This window comes from Uliginosibacterium sediminicola (genome assembly GCF_039631295.1).
GTDB classification, from domain to species: domain Bacteria; phylum Pseudomonadota; class Gammaproteobacteria; order Burkholderiales; family Rhodocyclaceae; genus Viridibacterium; species Viridibacterium sediminicola.
Window position 1 is genome coordinate 520,859 of the sequence record NZ_JBDIVE010000002.1, and the last position, 17,027, is coordinate 537,885.

Consider the following 17,027-nt stretch of genomic DNA (forward strand, 5'->3'; position numbering starts at 1 on the left):
GCGTACGGGATGGCGTCAAATTCGGCGAAACCTAAGGTGCCGCAAGGCATACGGCAACGCCGAGCCAAGCTTCGGTGCGAAAGCTCCGTTGAAGGTGTAGAGACTAGACGGCGCCCACCTACAGCGAAAGCCAGGGTGAAGGCATAGTCCAGGGAGTGGCGAAAGCCACACAAACCGGAATCCGTTGGTGCTGGGTTCGACTCCCAGGGGGCCCACCAAACAAAAGAGCCTGGCCGAACGGCCAGGCTCTTTTCTTGCTCGAAAATAGCATCGAAGAAGCAGAGTAAATTCGACCGTAGCTCATCACATAACGGTCGCAAACACCACAAGCCTTCGCTACCATCCGAGTAACAGAAGGAGCACTAAAATGACCATACTCACCATCGGCTACGAAGGTTTAGACATTGACACATTCATGTCTCTGCTAGTAGAACACGGCGTAGAAACCGTGGTGGATATACGAGAACTTCCGCTCTCACGAAAGCCCGGATTCTCAAAGAAGGCATTGGCAAATGCTCTTAATCTGTCTGGCTTGGAATACGTCCACATGGTCGAACTGGGTTGCCCGAAGCCGGTACGTGATCGTTACCGGGTAGATGGCAACTGGAAACATTACACAGACGGTTTCCTGAAACACCTCAAAGCACAAGGAACTGCGGTTACCGAACTGTCCGATTTGGCGAGCGCAACTAACTGCGTGCTGCTGTGTTATGAAGCGGACTTCAATTTCTGCCACCGCTCGATGGTAGCCAATGCTGTGCGCGACTTCTGCGGTCTGGATGTAAAACACATCAAGGCCACAGACCTTAGAACAAGGAACCCTGTGTCACTTCCATTGGCCGCAGCTTAGGTGGATAGAACAAACTGATGATCAGCCACTGGTCCTGGAAACGGTGCTGATTTCCCATCAGGAACATCAAATCCCTACCGATCAGATCGCCCTCAAGCTTGGCGCGGAACTTATCTTTCCAACCTAGAGGACCGTGGTCTTGATATGTCTTCCAAAATAATGCGCCAACTTCCCAGTCGACTACCTTGTGCCTGTGCTCTATCTCTCCATCTGGCGTGTCATACAAGTAGGCGTAGTAAAAATCGAACGGTACTTTGCGCAAATCCCTGACCTGCTGCTTAGCCTGAGCTTCTGAGAAAAGATCGCCTTGCATCTGAGCACGCATCAGCTTTTCCCTCTCCTCGTCTGTCCAGTCTTTGTTGCGCGCATCCTTAATCTCTAGACGCACAACCTTTTTAGGCCGCAGCAATGCTAATGACACGCCCTCGTTCAGGCTGGCCTTCCCGAGCTCATCGAAACTGTTGAATGAAGGGATCTTGTCAATCCATCCCCGACGTTCAGCCCACTCCTTCTTGGGAGCTATTTCCTCTTCGACCCGCAAGGAGCCAATATCAATCTTGTGGCTTTCTGGTCGATGGTCAGCGGGGGCTTTCTCAACACCAACGTCGATCCATTGCCATTTTTTGAACTGCTGACTCTGTTCGATCATTCGAAACGGAACGGGATACAAACGACGCATCGCCCCATCCTGATTGATACCTGCAACACAAGAGGTTTCTACATGCTTTGCACTCGGCGATGGGTAAGTCTTCGCAAGAATAAGAATACGCTCGCGTCGTACCAGTGCCATTTTCTCCCTCCCTTAGTATCCTGTTGTAAGCCATACCCCGCATATAAGCGGCCCACCCCAACATCACAAACCCCCAACCGAATGTCATCCTACAACATGTAGGATGCAATAAGCGTCAGCGCATTGCACCGATTTTTGGCGTACCAAGCTGTAAGCAAGGTTGTGCTCCGCAAGCATTCGGTGCAATGCACTTCGGTTATTGCTCGCTACAATTTCTACGCTTTCTGCCTCACGAAATCAGCCGCCAAAAAAAGCCCCGCAATGCCAAGGCATGCGGGGCTAACTCGGAGAGATGCGAGAGAAAACGGTCAGGGGCGCATGGCGGCTTCGATCTGGCGGAGGACTTGCGGGTCTTCGATGGTGGTGAGGTCGCCGAGGTCGCGGCCTTCGCACAGCGCCTGGATCGAGCGGCGCAGCACCTTGCCGGAACGCGTTTTGGGTAGCGCGGTGATGATGTACACGCGGGCCGGGCGGGCGACGGCGCCGAGCTGCTTGTCGACGAGGGCGAGCATTTCTTTTTCGAGCGCTTCGCGCTCCGCCCTGCTCTCGCCCTTGGCGGTGTCCTTGAGTACGGCGAAGGCGATGGCGACCTGGCCCTTGAGCTGATCGGCGACGCCGACCACGGCGCACTCGGCGACGGCCGGGTGGCTACTCACGGACTCTTCGATTTCGCGCGTGCCGAGTCGATGGCCGGCGACGTTGATGACGTCGTCGGTGCGGCCGAGGATGAAGGTGTAGCCCTCTTCGTCGCGAATGCCCCAGTCGAACGTGGAATAAACCAGCTTGCCGGGCACCGAGCTGAAGTAGGTGCTAACAAAGCGCTTGTCGTCTCCCCACACGGTTTGCAGACAGCCGGGCGGCAGCGGCGGCACGATGGCGACGACGCCTTTCTGGTTGGTGCCGACTTCTTCGCCGGTCTCGATGTCGAGCAGGCGAACGTCATAACCGTACATCGGCATGCCGGGGCTGCCGAATTTGCTGGGCGTTTTCTCGACGCCATGTGCGACGGTGAGAATGGGCCAGCCGGTTTCGGTCTGCCAGTAATTGTCGATGATCGGCCGGCCGAGTCCTTCGCTGATCCACTTGGCAGTCGGCTCATCGAGCGGCTCGCCAGCGAGGAACAGCGCGCGCAAGCTGGAGGTGTCGTACTTGGTAAGCCAGGCCGGGTCCTGCTTCTTGAGCACGCGGATGGCGGTCGGCGCGGAGAACATCACCGTGACCTTGAAACGCTCGACCAGCTGCCACAGGATGCCGGCATCGGGGCAGATCGGCAGGCCCTCGTACATCAGGGTCGCCATGCCGGCAAGCAAGGGGCCGTAGATGATGTAGCTGTGGCCCACGACCCAGCCGATGTCGCTACTGGAGAAATAGGTCTCGCCGGCCTTGCCGCAGTAGATGTATTTCATCGAGGCGGCGAGCGCTACGGCATAGCCGCCGACATCGCGCTGCACGCCCTTCGGCTTGCCTGTGGTGCCCGAGGTGTAAAGCGTGTAGCTGACTTCGTTGGACTCCAGCCAGGTCACCGGCACTTCGGCATTGATGTGTTTCAGGCGCATCGCGGCGTAATCCACGTCGCGCCCCTCGATGCGTGTGAATTCGGCGAGCTTGCGGTCGACCATCAGCACATGCGTGGGCTTGTGCTCGCTGCGCTCAATCGCTTCATCGAGCGCCGGCTTGTAGGGCACCACCTTGCCGCCGCGCGAACCGGCATCGGCCGAGATGATCAGCTTGGGCGACGCGTCGTCGATGCGGCTGGCAAGGCTCAGCGCGGCAAAGCCGCCGAACACCACGGAGTGGATCGCGCCGATGCGCGCACAGGCGTACATGGCGATCGCAGCTTCGGGAATCATCGGCATGTAGAGCAGCACGCGGTCGCCACGACCAACGCCCAGCTGCTGCATGATCGCCGCCATGCGCATCACTTCCTTGTGCAGCTCACGGAAGCTGAGTATGCGTTCGGAATTGGTCTCGCTCGACACGTGGATCAGCGCAGGCTTATCGGCCTGGGTGGCGAGGTGGCGGTCGATGCAGTTGTAGCAGAGATTGGTTTCGCCACCGACAAACCAGCGCGCGAACGGCGGCTTGCTGTAGTCGAGCACCTTGGTGAAGGGCTTGTGCCAGTGGATAAGGCTGGCCTGCTCGCCCCAGAAGCCCTCACGGTCATCAATCGACCACTGGTGGAATGCGCTCAAGCTGTCGATGGCTTTCATGCTTGTCTCCTGCTGTGGGGGCTTGCCGGTGGCATCCCTTTTATTGACTGATTTCGCGGCGGCTTTTCACGACCTCTCAAGCCACTGATCTTGACGCGAAGGTCGCAAAGAAAAGCGAAGGTGCGCAGAGAGAGGAAAGAGACCCGCATTCAGTCTTTCCTTTGCGTACCTTGTCTTGTTTGTTCTTTGCGTCCTTCGCGTCATCAATGCCGGCCTCAAGGACTTGAGGTCTGGCGTTCAAATCACATACAAATCCACATACTCATTGACCGCCATCGCCTCCAGCTTCGCCTGATCGAGCGAGACGGCGAGGATCGCGTCCTGCTGCTTCTTCGGAAACTGGCGTGCGAGGTTGGTGCGGAACTTGGCTTCGAGCAGCGGGATGCCATCGCCGCGCCGGCGCTTGTGGCCGATGGGATACTCGACCACGATTTCTTCGAGCTGGCTGCCATCATTGAACTCGACCGTCAGCGCATTGGCGATGCTGCGCTTTTCGGGGTCGTGGTAGTCCCGGGTGAATTGCGGGTCTTCGACACAGACCATCTTCTCGCGCAGCGCGTCGATGCGCGGATCGTGCGCGATGCTGTCTTCATAGTCGCCGGCGGTGAGGCGGCCGAACAGGATCGGCACGGCAACCATGTACTGCACGCAGTGATCGCGGTCGGCCGGGTTGTTGAGCGGACCCTTCTTGTCGATGATGCGGATGCAGGCCTCGTGGGTGCGGATAGTGATCTTCTTGATGTCCTCGGCACGCCTGCCGCGCTGCGCGAGCGCGCCGTGAATGGTCATCGCCGCCTCCACCGCCGTCTGGCTGTGGAACTCGGCCGGGAAGCTGATCTTGAACAGCACGTTCTCCATCACATAGCTGCCATAAGGGCGCTGGAACTTGAAGGGCTGGCCCTTGAACAAGACATCGTAGAAGCCCCAGGTCTTGGCGCTCAGCACCGAGGGATAGCCCATCTCGCCGGTTTTGGCGATCAGCGCCAGGCGCACGGCGCGGCTGGTCGCATCGCCCGCCGCCCAGCTTTTACGTGAGCCGGTGTTGGGCGCGTGGCGGTAGGTGCGCAAGCTCTGGCCATCGACCCAGGCGAGCGAGACGGCGTTGATGGTTTCGTCCCGCGTCAGGCCCAGCATCTGCGACACGACCGCCGTAGACGCCACTTTCACCAGCACCACGTGATCGAGGCCCACCTTGTTGAAGCTGTTCTCCAGTGCGATGCAGCCCTGGATCTCATGCGCCTTGATCATGCCGGTGAGCACGTCGCGCATGGTCAGCGGTTTCTTGCCGGCGGCGACCGCATTGCGGCTGAGCCAGTCGGCGGTGGCGAGAATACCGCCGAGATTATCGGAAGGATGGCCCCACTCCGCCGCCAGCCAGGTGTCATTGAAGTCCAGCCAGCGAATCATGGTGCCGATGTTGAAGGCGGCCTGGATCGGATCGAGCTGGAACTGCGTGCCCGGCACCTTGGCGCCGTTCGGCACCACCGTGCCCGGCACCACGGGACCGAGCAGCTTGGTGCAGGCTGGGTACTCCAGCGCTTCGAGACCACAGCCGAGCGTATCGATCAGACAGTTGCGCGCGGTCTCGTAGGCCAGCGGGCTCTGGATCTGATAGTTCAGGACGTAATCGACGATGTCGCTGAGGACCTGATCGGGCTCGGGGCGGATGTTTGAGATGTGTGCGGACATGGATTCCTCTGAAATCGGGAGTTGAGAGTCGAGAGTGGGGAGTCGGCTGGCAGGACGAGGCTTCGACTCGCCACTCCCGACTCCCCAGTTTTTCAGCGGCGTTCTTCGATCGGCACGAACTTCAGATCCTCGGGCCCGACGTAGTTCGCGCTCGGACGGATGATCTTGTTGTCGATGCGCTGCTCGATCACGTGCGCGGCCCAACCGGTGGTGCGCGCGATGACGAAAAGCGGCGTAAACATCTCGGTCGGCACGCCCATCATGTGGTAGCTCACGGCGCTGAACCAGTCGAGGTTGGGGAACATTTTCTTGGCATCCCACATCGTCGATTCGATGCGCTCGGCGATGTTGAACATCTTCATGTCATGCGCGGCAATCGACAGGCGACGCGCCACTTCCTTGATCACCTTGTTGCGCGGATCGGCAATCGTGTAGACCGGGTGACCAAAGCCGATCACCACTTCCTTGTTCTCGATGCGGCGACGGATGTCAGCCTCGGCTTCGTCAGGCGAATCGAAGCGCTTCTGGATCTCGAAGGCCACTTCGTTGGCGCCGCCGTGCTTGGGGCCGCGCAGCGCACCGATGGCGCCAGCCACCGCCGAATACATGTCCGACCCGGTGCCGGCAATCACGCGTGCGGCAAAGGTCGAAGCATTGAATTCGTGCTCGGCGTAGAGATTCAGCGAAGTGTGCATCGAGCGCTTCCACAAGCCGCTGGGCTCCTTGCCATGCAAGAGATGCAGGAAGTGGCCGGCGATGGTGTCGTCGTCGGTCTCGGTCTCGATGCGGCGGCCGGCATGGCTGAAGTGATACCAGTACAAGAGCATCGAGCCCAGGCTGGCGATCAGGCGGTCAGCGATGTCGCGCGCACCGGAGGCGTGGTGATCATCTTTTTCCGGCAGCAGGCAGCCGAGCGTGGAGACGCCGGTGCGCATCACGTCCATCGGATGCGTCGAGGCGGGCAATTGCTCCAGCACCGTGCGGATCGCCGAGGGCAAGCCGCGCAGCATCATCAGCTTGTTCTTGTAGGCAGAGAGTTCGGCGGCGGTCGGCAACTTGCCGTGGATGAGCAGGAAGGCGATTTCCTCGAACTCCGTCGCTTCGGAAATATCGAGGATGTCGTAGCCACGGTAATGCAGATCATTCCCCGTGCGGCCGACCGTACACAGTGCGGTATTGCCGGCGGCAACGCCGGACAGAGCCACCGATTTCTTGGGCTTGGGTGCGCTGGCCGTGCTGGCTTCAGCAATTGTCTGGACACTCATCAATCATCTCCTCTCTGGTTTTATGTTGCCTCGCACTGCGCTTGAGGCTGCCTGGATTGTGTTCTGCGCTGTATGACGTTCGGCTTACACGGTAGATCAGGACTTACCCTTGAACAGCGCATCGAGTCGCGCCTCGTAGTCCCAGTAGCCAATTGCGTCGTAGAGCTCCTTGCGCGTCTGCATCAGTGGCAGCACGGTGCGCTGCGTACCCTCGCTGCGCAGCGCGCCATACACCGTTTGCGCGGCCTTGTTCATGGCGCGGAAGGCGGACAGCGGGTAAAGCGCCATCGCCACGCCGACAGCGCCCAGCTCCTCGCGATTGAACAGCGGTGTGGCGCCGAATTCGGTGATATTGGCCAGCACCGGCACGCGTACGGCATCGACAAAGCGCGCGTACTGCGCAAGCTCGATCATCGCCTCGGGAAAGATGCCGTCGGCCCCCGCTTCCACGCAGGCCACGGCGCGCTCGATGGCCGACTCCATACCTTCCACGGCCAGCGCGTCGGTCCGCGCCATGATGAAAAAACTCTCGTCCGTGCGCGCATCGACAGCTGCCTTGATGCGGTCGACCATCTCCTGCTTGCTGACGATTTCCTTATTCGGGCGATGCCCGCAGCGCTTGGCACCGACCTGGTCCTCAATATGCATGGCGGCTGCGCCGGCCTTGATCAGACTCTTGGTCGTGCGCGCCACATTGAAGGCCGAGGCGCCGAAGCCGGTATCGACATCGACCAGCAGCGGCAGCTCGCAGACATCGGTGATGCGCCGCACATCGATGAGCACATCTTCGAGACCGGTGATGCCCAGATCGGGCAAGCCCAGCGAACCGGCCGCGACCCCGCCGCCGGAGAGGTAGATGGCGCGGTAGCCCGCCTGCTGAGCCAGCAGCGCATGGTTGGCATTGATCGCGCCGGGGATCTGCAAAGGCTTCTCTGTGGCCAGCGCTTGGCGAAAGCGCTGGCCGGGGCTGAGGGTGACAGGCTGGCTCATGGCAGATCCTTCTTGTTGGTGTGAGCCATTAGCGCAAAGCACATACCAGCGGCGTAGCGGGTGCGGGAATGTCCTTAGGCGAAGCGCATGCAGCGCGTGATGCAACAGCGCGCAGCACGCTGCACAGCGCGCAATGGCGCGGTTTACAGGCCGACGGGCGAAAAACCCTGTGCCCGCCGAAGTGCCTGCTCTGGCGCTGCGGGCGCAGGCACGCCGCAGGGCTTCAGTTTCATGTAAGGAACGCGTGTTTCATTCTCGAAACATGAACACACCCTCAAACCTGCAACGCCCACGCATCTGCGTACTCGCCTTTCCGCGCCTGGCGCGCCTGGTCGAACAGGCGGCGGCTGAACTGAGCGAGCAGCTGGAGCTGATCGTCGAGCACCGCCGCTTCAGCGATGCCATCGCCCAGGCACAGGCGCTGATCGCGCGTGGCGATGTCGATGCCTTCATCAGCGCGGGCGCCAACGGCGCACAGTTGCGCCGCCAGCTGGAACACCCGGTCGCCCTGGTGCAGGTCAGCGGTTTCGACATCATGGCCGCGCTCGTGCAGGCAGCGCGCCTGTCACGGCAGAATCCGCCGCGCATCGGCCTGATCACTTACGAGACGGTCAGCGCCGAGCTCGATGAGCTGAGCAGCTTGCTGCGCATCGACCTGCATCTGGCGCGCTATCGCGACGCTGCACATGTGCGCGAACTGAGCACGGCGCTACGCAGCCAGGGCGTGGACGTGCTGATCGGCCCCAGCCTGGTCACCGAGGCGGCCGAACAAGCGGGCATGGCCAGCGTATTTCTGTACACCGCCGATGCGGCACGGCGCGCACTCGACGAAGCGCTGGCCGCCGCCCGCGTGCGCGCCATCGAACAAGGGCGTCGCCGCCAGCTCTCTGCGATCATCAGCCAGCTGCATGACGGCGTGCTGGCGATCGACACCCAGCAGCAGGTGTGGCTGGCCAACCAGGCGATGTGCGAGATGCTGGGCATTCCCGAAACGCATCTACGCGGGCAAAGCCTGGCTCAGCTGATCCCCGAACTCGATGCGGGCGAAGTGCTGCAAGCCGGCGCTGACGCCGCGCTGGGGCGCGTGTTCAAACTCGGGCGGCAGCGCATGGTCGGCAAGCTGATTCCGCTCGACGAAGGCGGGGTACGCAGCGGCGCCGTGCTCACCGTGCAGGCGGCCAGCAGCATCGAACGCGCCGGCCGCGACCTGCAGCGCCATGCGCGCAGCACGACGGCACGGGCGCGGCACACGCTGGACGATCTGATCGGCGATTCGGCGGCGATGCAATCTCTGCGCAAGCTGGCCGCGCGCTACGCAAGCCTGGACCTGACGGTGCTGATCCACGGCGAATCGGGCACCGGCAAGGAGCTGGTTGCGCAAGGCATTCACCGCGCCAGCCCGCGCGCCGCCGAGGCCTTCATCGCCATCAATTGCGCGGCGATGCCGGAGAACCTGCTCGAATCCGAACTATTCGGCTACGAGGAAGGCGCGTTCACCGGCGCGGCCAAGGGAGGCAAGGCCGGCTTGCTCGAAGCCGCACAGCACGGCACGGTGTTTCTCGACGAGATCGGCGATATGTCTCCGGCATTGCAGGTGCGCCTGCTGCGCGTACTGCAGGAACGCGAGGTGCTGCGCGTCGGCGGCCGTGAGCCGATTCCCATCGATGTGCGCATCATCGCAGCCACGCATCGTGTGCTGGCCGAGGAGATTCGCGCCGGCCGCTTCCGCCAGGATCTCTACTACCGCATCAATGGCCTGCATCTGAGCATTCCGCCGCTGCGCGAGCGGCGCGAAGACCTGCCGGCGCTGATCGCCCAGCTCTTGCAGCGCAAGCCTGGCCGCGTAGCAGTCAGTGCCCAGTTGCAGCAGCAGTTCCTGCACGCAGCACGCGGCTACGCCTGGCCGGGCAATGTGCGCGAACTGGAAAACCTGCTCGAACGCCTGCTGGCCATCGCGCAGGATCTGCCGGCGGCGGCGGACGCAGAACTGTTCGCCCTGCTCTACCCCGAATGGTCGCCCAAGCTCGACAAAACGGCTCCCGGCGAGCTGCACGTGGCACGCCAGACAGCCGAGCGCCAGCAGCTTGAGGCCGCACTGCGCGCCTCCCAGGGCAATGTGCAGGAAGCCGCACGCGCGCTGGGAATCAGCCGCACCACGCTGTGGCGCAAGCTGGGCAAACAGGCCCGCCGCTGACATTCACGCGCATGAAAAAGCCCGGCCATGGCCGGGCTGAGGTGCTTCAGACGGGCGCGCTCAGGATGCCGCGCTGAGCGCTGCATCCACGAGAGACTGCGCTTCAGCCAGGATGCGCTGCAGGTGGTCCGGGCTGTTCATACTCTCGGCGTAGATCTTGTAGATGTTCTCGGTGCCCGAGGGGCGCGCGGCAAACCAGCCGTTTTCAGTCATCACCTTGAGCCCGCCAATGGCCTTGCCATTGCCCGGCGCGTGGCTAAGGATCTGGGTGATCTTCTCGCCAGCCAGTTCGGTGCTATGCACCTGTTCCGGCGCCAGCTTGCCCAGACGCGCTTTCTGCTCCGGCGTGGCCGGCGCATCGACGCGGTCATAGGCAGACTCGCCAAACTTGCTGGTCAGCTCGCGATACACCTCACCGGGATCGCGACCGAGCTTGGCGGTGATTTCAGCCGACAGCAGCGACGGAATCAGGCCGTCCTTGTCGGTACTCCAGACGCTGCCATCGCGGCGCAGGAAGGACGCGCCCGCGCTCTCTTCGCCGCCAAAGCCCAGGCTGCCATCGAGCAGGCCATCGACAAACCATTTGAAACCCACCGGCACCTCGTAGAGACGACGACCAAGGCTGGCCGCCACGCGATCAATCATCTGGCTGCTGACCACGGTCTTGCCCACTGCCGCATTGGCGCCCCACTGCGGACGATGCTGGAACAGATAATGGATCGCCACAGCGAGGTAATGATTGGGCGGCAGCAGGCCGCTGCTACGCGTGACGATGCCATGGCGGTCATGGTCGGCATCGCAGCCGAAAGCCACATCGAAGCGCTCGCGCAAGCCGATGAGGTTCTGCATCACATAGCGCGAGGACGGGTCCATGCGGATGCGGCCATCCCAATCGACCGGCATGAAGCGGAAAGTCGCGTCGACCTCGGCATTGACCACGGTGAGGTCGATGCCATAACGCTCTGCAATGCGGCCCCAGTAATGCACACCTGCACCACCGAGGGGATCGGCGCCCATGCGCACACCGCCGGCGCGGATCGCCTCGAAATCGATGACCTGCTGCAGATCTTCGACATACGTCGTGATGTAGTCGTGACGATGGGTGGTCGCCGCCTGCAGCGCCTGGGCCAGGGTGACACGGGCAACGCCCTTGAGGCCGGCTTTCAGATAGTCGTTGGCGGCGTTTTCGATCCACTTGGTAACATCGGTGTCGGCCGGGCCACCATTCGTGGGGTTGTACTTGAAGCCGCCATCTTCCGGCGGATTGTGTGAGGGCGTGATCAGGATGCCATCGGCCAGATGCTCGCTGCGGCCGCGGTTGTAGCTCAGGATGGCATGCGAGACAACCGGCGTCGGCGTGTAATCGTCATGCACATCAAGCATCACCTCGACGCCATTGGCGGCCAGCACTTCCAGCGCGCTGGCACGCGCCGGCGTCGACAGCGCATGGGTGTCGATACCGAGGAACAAGGGGCCGTCGATGCCCTTGAGCTTGCGGTAGTCACAGATGGCCTGCGAGATGGCCAGTACGTGCCATTCATTGAAGCTGGCGTGTAACGCCGAACCACGGTGGCCCGAGGTGCCGAAGGCCACGCGCTGCGTGCTGATCGCCACATCGGGCTGCTGGCTGTAATACGCCGTCAGCAGCTTGGGCAAATCCACCAGCAAGGCGTAGGGGGCAGGCTTGCCGGCGAGAGGATTATCGGACATGCAGAACTCCTTGAACAATCATTGGCGCTTCATACAGCAAGAAGCAGGCCGCCGGGCCTGCTTCTTGATCCGACCATGTCCGCTTGGCAAGCCAGACGGACTCTCGGTGCTCAGCCGCGGGCATCGCCCCAGCGCAGCGCGCAGCGGTCATCGCCCACATACATGGTGTCGCCATTGCGACCCACGCAGTAACGTGGCGAGACAATCATCTCGCTGAAGCGCATGTCGGCACCGATGCGCGTGTACTCAAACAGAACGCTGCGCTCGACCACGGCGCCCTCGCGCAGATGGCTGCCATGACCGATCCAGCTCGGGCCGATGATGCGTGCGCCCGGATCGATACGCACGCTGGAGCCGATGTAGACGGGGCCATCGATGTGCACGTTATCCCAGTCGATATGCGTGTTGAGCCCCACCCAGACGCCCGGACGCACTTCGGTGCCAGGCATGTACATTTCGGCGACCTCACCGCGCAGCACGCGCTGCAGGACCGTCCAGTAATCGGTGACGCGACCGATGTCGATCCAGTTGAAAAAACGCTTCTGCGCGAAGAAGGGCAGGCCCTTCTCCACCAGCGAGGGGAACAGTTCGCTGCCGATGTCATAGACCTTGCCCGAAGGCACCAGATCGATCACTTCCGGTTCGAAGATATAGATACCGGTTGAGGCCAGGGTTGACTTGGCTTCTTCAGGCTTGGGTTTTTCCTGGAACGAGAGCACCTTGCCAGCCTTGTCAGCCACCACGATGCCGTAGTTCTTGACCTCTTCAAGCGGGACGTCGAGCGCCACCACGCTGGCAATCGCCTTCTTCTCACGGTGCTCGAACAGTGCGGCCTTGATGTCGAGGTCGATGATTGCATCACCGCACAAGACCAGCGTGGTCTCGTCGAAGAAGCCGCTATTGTCCTGGATGTGCTTCATGCCGCCAGCCGAACCGCGCGGCTTCGGAATCATGTCGCCGTGGTCGTAAGCGCCTTCGTAGGAGTAGCCGATTTCCACACCCCAGCGATGACCATCACCGAAATACTCTTCGATCTTGCGGTGCATGAAGGCCACGTTGATCATGATCTGACGCACGCCGTGGCGCGCCAGATGCTCGATGATGTATTCCATGACCGGCTTGCCGAGGATCGGAATCATCGGTTTCGGAATATCTTTGGTCAGCGGGCGGACCCGCGTTCCCTGGCCGGCGGCCAGGATCATCGCTTTTGCCATTTCAGTTACCCTGTGTGATTGTATTTTTTATGCGCCAGCGTGCGCACGATTTTCCCAAGTATAACCCTGCTCTCAGTGGCGCATTGCAGAACGACTGCGGCAATAAAAAAAGCCGCAGAGAATCTGCGGCTTTTGTAAAAAAAACAAACAGCGATTAAGCAGCCTTGCCCGGCGTGTTCTCACCCGTATAGCGGTGACGATTGACGATGCGCTTGTCATTCGGGTGCGTCCCCGGCACGGCCGAGATGAGGGCCTTGGTGTAGGGATGCTCCGGTGCGCCGCAGATCTTGTCAGCAGGACCGGTCTCCACAACCTGACCCTTGTACATCACGGCAACGCGGTCACAGAAGTAACGAATCACGCCGATGTCATGCGAGATGAGGATGAAGCTAAGGTTCAGCTTGTCCTGCAGATCCAGCAGCAGATCGAGAATCTGCGAACGCAGGGTCACGTCCAGCGCCGAGGTGGCTTCGTCAGCAATGATCAGGCGGGGGTTGAGTGCCAGCGCACGTGCGATACCGATACGTTGACGCTGACCGCCCGAGAATGCATGCGGATAGCGCTCCATCGCAGCCGGCGGCATGCCGACCATGGCCAGGGTCTCGGCAACCTTCTCGCGCAGGGCATCACCCGTTGCCACGCCGTTGACCAGCAGCGGCTCACCGACGATCTGACCGATGGTCATACGCGGATTGAGCGAGGCGAACGGATCCTGGAAGACCATGCGCACCTCGCGGTGTACTGCACGCAGGTCATGCTTGCCGGTCTTTGCCAGATCGACGATCGAGCCGTTGCCCATGCGGTAGAGCACTTCACCGTCAGTCAGACTCAGCACACGGATCAGGCAGTTGCCCAGCGTGGTCTTGCCGGAGCCCGATTCGCCCACGATACCGAGGTTCTCACCTTCGTAGAGGTCGATGGAAACATTGTCCAGCGCCTTGAACGGTGCGCTGGCCTTGCTGCCGCCGAGGAAGCTCTTGCGACCCGGATAGATCTTGGACACGCCACGCACTTCGAGCAGCTTGCGATCCGAGACCGTGGTCGCACGCGCACGGCGTGCCGAAGTTTCGAGCTTGCGCACCGAATCGATCAGCTTGCCGGTGTACTCATGCTTGGACGAGTAGAAGATCTGCTCGGCCGTGCCGAATTCCAGCATCTTGCCGTTGAGCATCACGCCGATCTCGTCTGCAATTTCTGCCACCACGCCCATGTCGTGCGTGATGAACAGCACAGCCATGCCGTAGGAATTCTGCAGTTCCTTGATCAGCGCCAGGATTTCGGCCTGGGTGGTCACGTCCAGTGCAGTCGTCGGTTCGTCAGCAATCAGGATCTTCGGATTGCAGGCGAGCGCCATAGCGATCATGGCACGCTGACGCATACCACCCGAGTACTCAAAGGTGTACTTGTCGATCGCGACGGCCGGGTTGGGGATTTCAACCCGACGCAGCAACTCGATGGCGCGCGAGCGCGCCTCTTCCTTATCCACATTCTGGTGCAGGAGGATGGACTCGCAGATCTGATTGCCGATGGTGTGGATCGGCGACAGCGAGGTCATCGGCTCCTGGAAGATCATCGCAATTTCATGACCACGGATGTGACGGATCTCTTTGCCACGCGGATGCAGCTTGGCCAAGTCAACGCCCTTGCCGCCTTCACCACCGTAATAGAGGATCTCACCACCCTCGATACGACCCGGGTGATCGACGATCTGCATCACCGAGCGGGCCGCCACGGTCTTGCCGGAGCCCGATTCGCCCACGATACAAAGCGTCTTGCCGCGCTGAATCTGGAAACTGACGTCATCAACCGCACGCACAGCCTTCTCGCCCGTGCCGAAGTACGTCTTCAGGTTGCGAACATCAAGAATGATGTCGCTGGATTGGGTATTCACGTTATCAACCATTTTCTCAAACACCTGTCAGGTTCAGTGCGTGTAAGGGTCAGCAGCGTCGCGCAGACCGTCACCCATGAAGTTCAGGGCCAGAACAGCCAGCACCACCGCAGCCCCCGGCATGAACAGCCACGGTGCAGCGGAGATCGAGCGGATGTTTTGCGCTTCCTTGAGCAGCACACCCCAGCTGATGGCAGGCGGTTGCAGGCCCAGGCCGAGGAAGGACAGCGAGGTCTCGGCCAGCACCATCATCGGGATGGCCAGCGTCACCGCAGCAATGATGTGCGAAGCCAGCGAGGGCAGCATGTGACGGAAAATCACGCGACCTTCACTACAGCCGTCAAGCTGAGCTGCCACCACGAACACTTCGCTACGCATGGCCAGCAGACGACCACGCACAACACGCGCCAGCGAGGTCCAGCCGATCAGCGAGATGATCACCGTCACGGCCATGTACTGGAATTGCGGCGGCCAGTTCTTTGGCAACACAGCAGCCATGGCCAGCCAGATTGGGATGGTCGGCAGCGAGATGATGAACTCGATGACGCGCTGGATGAACCAGTCGATCTTGCCGCCGTAGTAGCCGGAAATACCACCGAGGATCAGACCCAGCACCACCGACAGCATCACACCGATCAGACCCAGCGACAGCGTGAAGCGACCGCCATAGACCACGCGGCTGAACATGTCACGGCCGTTGCGGTCCGAACCGAAGAGGTAGAACACCTCGCCCGGATTCTTCGGCCCGAAAAGGTGGATGTCGCTGCGCACCAGGCCGAGGAACTTGTACTCGAAACCACGTGCAAACAAGGTCAGGTAGATCTTCTTGCCCTCATCTTCGACATAGGTCATCTTCAGAGTGTTCGGATCACGCGTTTCCTTGAAGCTCTGGATGTAAGGACGGATTGCAAAGCCACCGTCGCTGTTGTCGATGAAATGAATCATCTGCGGCGGATGGTAGGTCTTCGCTTTGTATTCACCGGGCATCCGCAGCGCATCTTCCGGATTGAAAGGCGCGAGGAACTCGGCAAATACCGCCATCAGATACAGGGCAAACACCACATACATGCTCACCAGGGCGAGCTTGTGCTTACGGAAGCGGTGCCACATCAGCGTCCACTGCGAGGCGTACTCGATGCCGCCCCGCAGGTTGGCCATATTGACCTGGGCCGGTGCCTCAGGTGTTGTCTTTGTTTCGCTCATTGTTCCACTCATTGCTCAAGTCTGATGCGGGGATCGAGAATAACCAGCAGGATGTCCGAAATCAGCGTACCCACCACAGTCATCATGCACAGCAGGAGCAGGAATGCGCCCGACAGGTAGATGTCTTGTGACAGCAGCGAGGTGTAGAGCAGCGGACCGGCCGTCGGCAGGTTCAGCACGATCGAGGTGATCACGGCGCCGGACACAAGGTGCGGCAGGATCATACCGATGGTACTGACGAAGGGATTCAGGGCGATACGCACCGGATACTTCATCAGCAGACGCACTTCAGTCAGACCCTTGGCACGCGCCGTCACAACGTAAGGCATGTAGAGCTGGTCAATCAGGTTGGCGCGCATGATGCGGATCAGGCTGGCCGTCGAACCCAGGCCGAGAATGATCATCGGAATCCACAGGTGATGCAGCAGATCGACGAAACGCGCCCAGGACCATTCGGCATTGGCGAACTCGGCCGAGAACAGACCGGTCACGTCGAGGCTCCAGTACTTCACAGCCAGGAACATCAGCACCAGTGCAATCAGGAAGTGCGGCACGGCAAGACCGATGAAGCCGATGAAGGTGAAGAAATAGTCACCCACCGAGTAACGGCGCACAGCGGAGTAGATACCGATCGGCAGCGCGATGGCCCAGGTCACAAACAGGGTACCGACCGACAGGATCAGGGTGAGGTTCATGCGCTCACCGATCAGGGCCGACACGGGGCTATTCCACTCGAAGGAGTAGCCGAAGTCACCTTGCAACACACCGATGATCCATTGGAAATACTGAATCATGATGTTTTGATCGAGACCGTAACGATGGCGCATGTCAGCCATCTGTGCCGGATCGACCACTTCACCGGACGATGCCTTCATGGCAGCCCAGCTATCAACGAAATCGCCCGGGGGCAACTGGATGAGAATAAAGACTGTGAGCGACACCAGGAACATGAAGGGTATCGCCGACAGGAGACGTCGGAATATGTAGGAAAGCACGGTGAATCTCGCTTGAAAAACCGCTA

The 17,027-nt window shown here is 60.7% G+C and carries 12 protein-coding genes; 2 read left to right on the top strand and 10 right to left on the bottom strand.

From position 1 onward, the window contains the following. The first annotated feature begins 367 nt into the window (after positions 1-367). Entirely contained in the window at positions 368-850 is a 483-nt protein-coding gene (locus tag ABDB84_RS06310) for a DUF488 domain-containing protein (RefSeq protein ID WP_345918848.1), read from the top strand. Here the strand turns inward: ABDB84_RS06310 and ABDB84_RS06315 are convergent. The 5 genes from ABDB84_RS06315 to prpB form a co-directional block, all read right to left on the bottom strand. Next, a complete protein-coding gene (locus ABDB84_RS06315) occupies positions 807-1,640 on the bottom strand; it encodes a hypothetical protein (protein WP_345918849.1) in 834 nt (277 codons plus the stop codon). The two genes, ABDB84_RS06310 and ABDB84_RS06315, sit on opposite strands and share 44 nt — an antisense overlap. A gap of 308 nt (positions 1,641-1,948) precedes the next feature. Further along, on the bottom strand, positions 1,949-3,850 hold the full coding sequence (locus tag ABDB84_RS06320) for a propionate--CoA ligase (protein WP_345918850.1): 1,902 nt from the start codon (positions 3,848-3,850) through the stop codon (positions 1,949-1,951). Between the two features lie 237 nt (positions 3,851-4,087). After that, the gene (locus ABDB84_RS06325; protein WP_345918851.1) at positions 4,088-5,539 is read right to left on the bottom strand and encodes a bifunctional 2-methylcitrate dehydratase/aconitate hydratase; all 1,452 of its coding nucleotides are present in this window, start codon (positions 5,537-5,539) and stop codon (positions 4,088-4,090) included. Between the two features lie 92 nt (positions 5,540-5,631). Continuing rightward, complete coding sequence (prpC, locus tag ABDB84_RS06330) at positions 5,632-6,804, bottom strand: bifunctional 2-methylcitrate synthase/citrate synthase (RefSeq protein ID WP_345918852.1); 1,173 nt, start codon at positions 6,802-6,804, stop codon at positions 5,632-5,634. Positions 6,805-6,900: 96 nt separating this feature from the next. Next, complete coding sequence (gene prpB, locus ABDB84_RS06335; RefSeq protein ID WP_345918853.1) at positions 6,901-7,794, bottom strand: methylisocitrate lyase; 894 nt, start codon at positions 7,792-7,794, stop codon at positions 6,901-6,903. 262 nt (positions 7,795-8,056) lie between these two features. Here prpB and prpR point away from each other — a divergent pair, with 262 nt between their 5' ends. Continuing rightward, entirely contained in the window at positions 8,057-9,988 is a 1,932-nt protein-coding gene (prpR, locus tag ABDB84_RS06340) for a propionate catabolism operon regulatory protein PrpR (protein WP_345918854.1), read from the top strand. Between the two features lie 60 nt (positions 9,989-10,048). On the opposite strand, the gene pgm is transcribed toward prpR, so the two are convergent. The 5 genes from pgm to ABDB84_RS06365 form a co-directional block, all read right to left on the bottom strand. Further along, positions 10,049-11,698, bottom strand: coding sequence for a phosphoglucomutase (alpha-D-glucose-1,6-bisphosphate-dependent) (gene pgm, locus ABDB84_RS06345; protein ID WP_345918855.1), 1,650 nt, complete (start codon positions 11,696-11,698; stop codon positions 10,049-10,051). A 110-nt stretch (positions 11,699-11,808) separates the two neighbouring features. Further along, positions 11,809-12,912: a nucleotidyltransferase family protein gene (locus ABDB84_RS06350; RefSeq protein ID WP_345918856.1), complete on the bottom strand. Its 1,104-nt coding sequence runs from the start codon at positions 12,910-12,912 to the stop codon at positions 11,809-11,811. A 154-nt stretch (positions 12,913-13,066) separates the two neighbouring features. Then, positions 13,067-14,803, bottom strand: a complete 1,737-nt coding sequence (locus tag ABDB84_RS06355; RefSeq protein ID WP_345918857.1) for an ABC transporter ATP-binding protein — start codon at positions 14,801-14,803, stop codon at positions 13,067-13,069. A gap of 33 nt (positions 14,804-14,836) precedes the next feature. Then, the gene (locus ABDB84_RS06360) at positions 14,837-16,006 is read right to left on the bottom strand and encodes an ABC transporter permease (protein WP_345918858.1); all 1,170 of its coding nucleotides are present in this window, start codon (positions 16,004-16,006) and stop codon (positions 14,837-14,839) included. A gap of 8 nt (positions 16,007-16,014) precedes the next feature. Beyond that, positions 16,015-17,001, bottom strand: coding sequence for an ABC transporter permease (locus tag ABDB84_RS06365; protein ID WP_345918859.1), 987 nt, complete (start codon positions 16,999-17,001; stop codon positions 16,015-16,017). Positions 17,002-17,027: the final 26 nt, after the last annotated feature.

Coding starts and splice junctions, on each gene's coding strand:
- ABDB84_RS06310 (WP_345918848.1), top strand. CDS start 368: ATGACCATACTCACCATCGGCTACGAAGGTTTAGACATTGACACATTC.
- ABDB84_RS06315 (WP_345918849.1), bottom strand. CDS start 1,640: ATGGCACTGGTACGACGCGAGCGTATTCTTATTCTTGCGAAGACTTAC.
- ABDB84_RS06320 (WP_345918850.1), bottom strand. CDS start 3,850: ATGAAAGCCATCGACAGCTTGAGCGCATTCCACCAGTGGTCGATTGAT.
- ABDB84_RS06325 (WP_345918851.1), bottom strand. CDS start 5,539: ATGTCCGCACACATCTCAAACATCCGCCCCGAGCCCGATCAGGTCCTC.
- prpC (WP_345918852.1), bottom strand. CDS start 6,804: ATGAGTGTCCAGACAATTGCTGAAGCCAGCACGGCCAGCGCACCCAAG.
- prpB (WP_345918853.1), bottom strand. CDS start 7,794: ATGAGCCAGCCTGTCACCCTCAGCCCCGGCCAGCGCTTTCGCCAAGCG.
- prpR (WP_345918854.1), top strand. CDS start 8,057: ATGAACACACCCTCAAACCTGCAACGCCCACGCATCTGCGTACTCGCC.
- pgm (WP_345918855.1), bottom strand. CDS start 11,698: ATGTCCGATAATCCTCTCGCCGGCAAGCCTGCCCCCTACGCCTTGCTG.
- ABDB84_RS06350 (WP_345918856.1), bottom strand. CDS start 12,912: ATGGCAAAAGCGATGATCCTGGCCGCCGGCCAGGGAACGCGGGTCCGC.
- ABDB84_RS06360 (WP_345918858.1), bottom strand. CDS start 16,006: ATGAGCGAAACAAAGACAACACCTGAGGCACCGGCCCAGGTCAATATG.